At 28.7% G+C, this 4,441-nt stretch carries 6 protein-coding genes; 3 read left to right on the forward strand and 3 right to left on the reverse strand.

What is annotated here, in order from left to right; genetic code table 11:
• The first annotated feature begins 816 nt into the window (after positions 1 to 816).
• The gene (locus NNC19_RS23145) at positions 817 to 1,680 is read left to right on the forward strand and encodes a hypothetical protein (RefSeq protein ID WP_310941052.1); all 864 of its coding nucleotides are present in this window, start codon (positions 817 to 819) and stop codon (positions 1,678 to 1,680) included.
• A gap of 6 nt (positions 1,681 to 1,686) precedes the next feature.
• A complete protein-coding gene (locus NNC19_RS23150; protein ID WP_310941053.1) occupies positions 1,687 to 2,421 on the forward strand; it encodes a hypothetical protein in 735 nt (244 codons plus the stop codon).
• Positions 2,422 to 2,479: 58 nt separating this feature from the next.
• Here NNC19_RS23150 and NNC19_RS23155 read toward each other — a convergent pair whose 3' ends face one another.
• The 3 genes from NNC19_RS23155 to NNC19_RS23165 all read right to left on the reverse strand — a co-directional run bounded on the left by NNC19_RS23155 (position 2,480) and on the right by NNC19_RS23165 (position 3,669).
• The gene (locus NNC19_RS23155; RefSeq protein ID WP_310941054.1) at positions 2,480 to 2,740 is read right to left on the reverse strand and encodes a hypothetical protein; all 261 of its coding nucleotides are present in this window, start codon (positions 2,738 to 2,740) and stop codon (positions 2,480 to 2,482) included.
• 76 nt (positions 2,741 to 2,816) lie between these two features.
• A complete protein-coding gene (locus tag NNC19_RS23160) occupies positions 2,817 to 3,005 on the reverse strand; it encodes a hypothetical protein (RefSeq protein ID WP_310941055.1) in 189 nt (62 codons plus the stop codon).
• 130 nt (positions 3,006 to 3,135) lie between these two features.
• Positions 3,136 to 3,669 carry a winged helix-turn-helix domain-containing protein gene (locus tag NNC19_RS23165; RefSeq protein ID WP_310941056.1) on the reverse strand — a complete coding sequence of 178 codons (534 nt, stop codon included), beginning with the start codon at positions 3,667 to 3,669 and terminating at the stop codon, positions 3,136 to 3,138.
• A 353-nt stretch (positions 3,670 to 4,022) separates the two neighbouring features.
• Here NNC19_RS23165 and NNC19_RS23170 point away from each other — a divergent pair, with 353 nt between their 5' ends.
• Entirely contained in the window at positions 4,023 to 4,172 is a 150-nt protein-coding gene (locus tag NNC19_RS23170; RefSeq protein ID WP_310941057.1) for a hypothetical protein, read from the forward strand.
• The last annotated feature ends 269 nt before the right edge of the window (positions 4,173 to 4,441 follow it).

Consider the following 4,441-nt stretch of genomic DNA (forward strand, 5'->3'; position numbering starts at 1 on the left):
GGGTTGCAACTTCGTTGCAAAAGTGTCTTGTGTTTATAGGCTAGGTCAAGGGCAATGCAAGTCGACAAGCGACCCTTGACCTAGTTGAAAGTGGGGACTTAATTTATATAAAGCGAGAATGAAATCAAGGTGGAGATTTAAAAACTTCGTTGGCTGCACATTCCATTTTTCAAATGGATCTTGGGCTGACATAAGAAATTTTTAAATACTACCTTGATAGAATGAAGCGACTAAAACTCTTGCAACGAAGTTGTAACCTCGGGGTTGCAACTTCCTGCCAACAGCAAGTGTAAAAGTTTTTGGTGAAGCTTTTTTTAAAAAGCTTTGGGAGGAACGAAGTGGGGGGAACGCCTATAGAAAACTATCAAGTAGTTCTCACTTAACGATGACGGTTACTCATGGATTTTATCCCTTATTAGGGTAAAAAAATCTATGAGTAAACGGACATCGTTGATTTTTCATCTATATCTTTGTATAATTAATTTATTGTTTTTTAATTTTTATATTGCCTTTTGGTTATTTGATTTTTGTATTATTTAATTAATACTTTATCTTTTAACTTTTCTAGATTAATGAGGCTGTAATTTTCGGAATTAGTAAACCTTGTTGAAGCCGAAAATAAATTAATCTAGCCTTATCGTAATTTTTAAATGCTAGTAATCTTTTGAGCGCATTTTATCCAATTTTCAATTTGTAAAGTTAATCTTTTGAATTGAAAAAAGGTGGATAAGCTATAAACAATACGATTGCCTGTATTGTATAAATTAAATTGGCTACGTATTTACTTTAACAAAATTGAAATCAAGGGGGCATTTTATGGCTCGTAATCGAGAAAAAATAGGCTCTTTAACTAGACAAATTCAAGTTACTTTGGATGATAAATTAGCTATAGGACAATCAAAGCATTTAGATAAAATAAAAGGTATAACTCAAGATAAGATTTATTCGTGGGAAACTTATCGATCTTACATGAAACATTGCAATTATTTTACGGCTTACTGTAAAGAGAAATATGGAGCAAGAACTTTAGATGAATGTAGACCACATATTAATGAATGGATTAAAAGTCGTTCGGAAAAAGGTTTATCGGCTTATACTCAAAAGTTAGAAGCTTCAGCACTTGCAAAAATGTATGGATGTAGTACAAAGGATTTTATAAAAACTGATGTAAGACATAGGGCAGATATAACAAGATCTAGAGGAGAAAAGGTTCGAGATAAAAATTTTTCAGAAGCTAGAAATAAAGAACTTGTAGACTTTTGTAAAAGTACTGGATTGAGACGTGCAGAAGTAAAAGCTTTAACAGGGGATAAGCTTATTCAAAAAGATGGTCAATATTATATAAGAGTTGATGTAGGTTCAAAGGGTGGAAGGTATAGAGAAAGTCCAGTTGTTGGAGATATTCAACTTGTAGTTAATAAAATGAAATCGGTAGGAATTAATAAGGTATTTAATAAGATACCAAATGGAGCAGATATACATTCTTATAGAAGTCATTATTGTACAACAGTATATAAATTTTATGAGCGTGATATAAGTTCTCTTGATCCATCAGAACGTTATTGTTGTCGTGGAGAATTGAAGGGAACTTGGTATGATAAAAAAGCTATGAAAATTGCTAGTGAAGCTTTAGGCCATAATAGAATAAGTGTTATAGCTGAATACTATATAAGGGGGTAGATCTTTATGGAGCGAGTTGTAAAAAGTTTTACAGGCTATAGTAAAGAAAAATTAGATAAACCAGCAACCCATATAATAATGACAGTTTATGAGTACGAAGAAATGAAAAGAGATCTTTTATATGCTCAAAATGAAGCAAGAGAAATAAAAGAAAAATCAAAAGTAGAAATTGAAATGTATAAGCTAAAAACTAATAAGATAGTATCAGATGAAAAAGAAAATGCTAAAAAGGTTGTAGAAGCTTTTCAAAGTGAATTTAATAAAGCTAAAAATGAAATAAATAGACTTAATGATTTAAATGCTAATATACTTCGAATAAACAAAGAATATGCAAATTCTAAAAGAGGCTTAAAACCTAAAAAAGCTCATTCAGGATATGTAGTTTTAGATAGCGAACAATACAAGTATAATTTTCGTCATTGGGCTAGCGGAAGATTTTTAACCAAAGCTTATGATTGCTGGAAAGTTCGCATACAATCACCATACAATTCATCAATAAAATATACAACAATATCTGAAACTATTCAAAGTGATTTATTCAAAGTTTTTGGATATAATCTAGGAATTGAATATTTAACAAATGTTGATGATCTATCATTAGGTGAATTTGATGAAAAATATAAAGAAAATAGAAACTTTATATTTAAAACTTGGTATAGATCAAATAATAAAAATGGTTTTTGGGAAGTAGTTTATTTAATAAAAAATGAAATAAACTTAAGTAATGAAATGGTAGATTGAAATCTTCTGGATTCGAATAAAAAAAGAGTTAATTACATAACTCTTTTTTTTAATTAATTTAATTATTATCAAAAGAAAAAATTACTTCAGATTGAGATTTAATAAATTCTAAATTATCTAAGTTTAATTTAAATATAGGATAAGGACCTCTTTTTATTTCTTTGTTTTCTTCTTTAAATTTTAACTTTAATTCATCTAAAAACTTTCTATTATTATCATGTTTAATTATTAAAGAAATTTTATATCCTTCTTTTTCTTTTTTATTAAAAAAAAGAAAAAGAAGGTTTTTTAGAAGTCGTAAATATTTTGAAGTTATCATTAATTTTACAAATGGTTAAATGATCTATTTTTTTAATACGTACTATTTCTTGAAATCTTAAATGTGTTTTGTTTTCTTATTCTAACAAATATTTTTCTTGTTCTTTCTCAGTTATAAATTTCCCAAAATTCAACTTCATTGTTGGATATTCTTTTTGAGGATTTAATTCTCTACTTACCAAAAGTTCTTCATAATTTTCTTCATCAACAAAAACTACCGGAACTCCATTTTTAGAAAACTTAATATAAATATTTGCCTCATGCATATCTACTTGAAATTAATCAATAATTCCTTGGATTGTTGTTGTTATATTTTGAGGTGTTACACCTTTAATTTTAATTTTCATTAGTTTCACCTTTATTGTTTTTGTTCTCTTGATCTAATAAAATACAACTTTATTTTTTTATTACAACTTCTTTTGTTTTAACTGCCTTAATTTCTGGTTTTTCTTGTTCATTTTCTGAAATAATAATGTTTGCTCCAAACCTAGCATACTTATAATTTGTTCCCCAACTATTCCATGCTATTTCTTTGTTAACTGCATAAACATTTGAAGTGCCAGATTTATAGACTTTGATATATTTTTTTTCTTTTAGTAATTTAACTGCTCTAGCAACAGTAACTTGACTAACACTGAAATATTCTTGAAGTAATTTATATGAGCATACAACTGCGTTATAACCATCCATGTTATTAATTAAAAATTTAAGTATACGATAAGCAATTGGTGATTTTGCCATTAACCAATCTTCAGCTTTATAATAATCTTTATTCATTTGAACAAAATTATCAAAAGGACTTTTTTTTTCTCTTTTACGTCTTTCTTCTTCTTGTTTTTCTTCTTCTTCTAATTGCTTTTTACGTTCCTCAAATGTCATTAAATTAGGATTTTGAATATCTCTATTTTCTCCTATTCTTAATTCACTCATTTTATCCCTCTTTACTTTTCTTATTTATCACCATATGATTACTATATTTATCATTTATGATAGTACTCTTATCATTTTAGGTAATAATACCAAGTAGAATGATAGAAGTCAATACAAAAATGACGCTAATGTTATCATATATTTATCATAGCTAATGATAAATATATTTATCACAGTATGATAAATAAGAAATCTGGAAACCGTTGAAATTACTACATTCTTTTAAATTTCCCTCTTATATCTTCTAAGAAACGTAAGTTTCTTAGAACTGGGACTGTGTCCCAGACCCCAAAAGTATACGCTAGTATACTCAAAAAAAATGAAGTATACTTTAGTATACGGGGTGGTAAAATATGGAAAGAGGGAGCAGGTCCAAACAGTTTGTATACTCCATAAAAATCACAAAAGAAGAAAGTCAATTACTCAAAAAGAATAAAAATCTAAAAAAAGAATTGAATGAAATAGTTAGACAGTATTTAAAAGCCTATTTAAAGGACTCATAAAGGCAATTAAGCACCTATAAGGGTGGGTAAACCCCTCTCAATCCTCCAGATGATTACAGAAGGGCTGAGAGGGGTTAAATTTGAAAATGATAATAAATAGGGCTTTGCCCTCGCTTCGCACACCCATGATCTTTTAAAAAAGCTCAACCAAAATTTTTATTTCACTTGGCGATGCCAGGAAGTTGCAACCTAGGGTTGCAACTTCGTTGCAAAAGTGTCTTGTGTTTATAGGCTAGGTCAAGGGCAATGCAAGTCGACAAGCGACCCTT

Origin of the sequence: Clostridium sp. SHJSY1, from assembly GCF_031626875.1 — a bacterium.
Lineage (GTDB): Bacteria > Bacillota > Clostridia > Clostridiales > Clostridiaceae > Clostridium.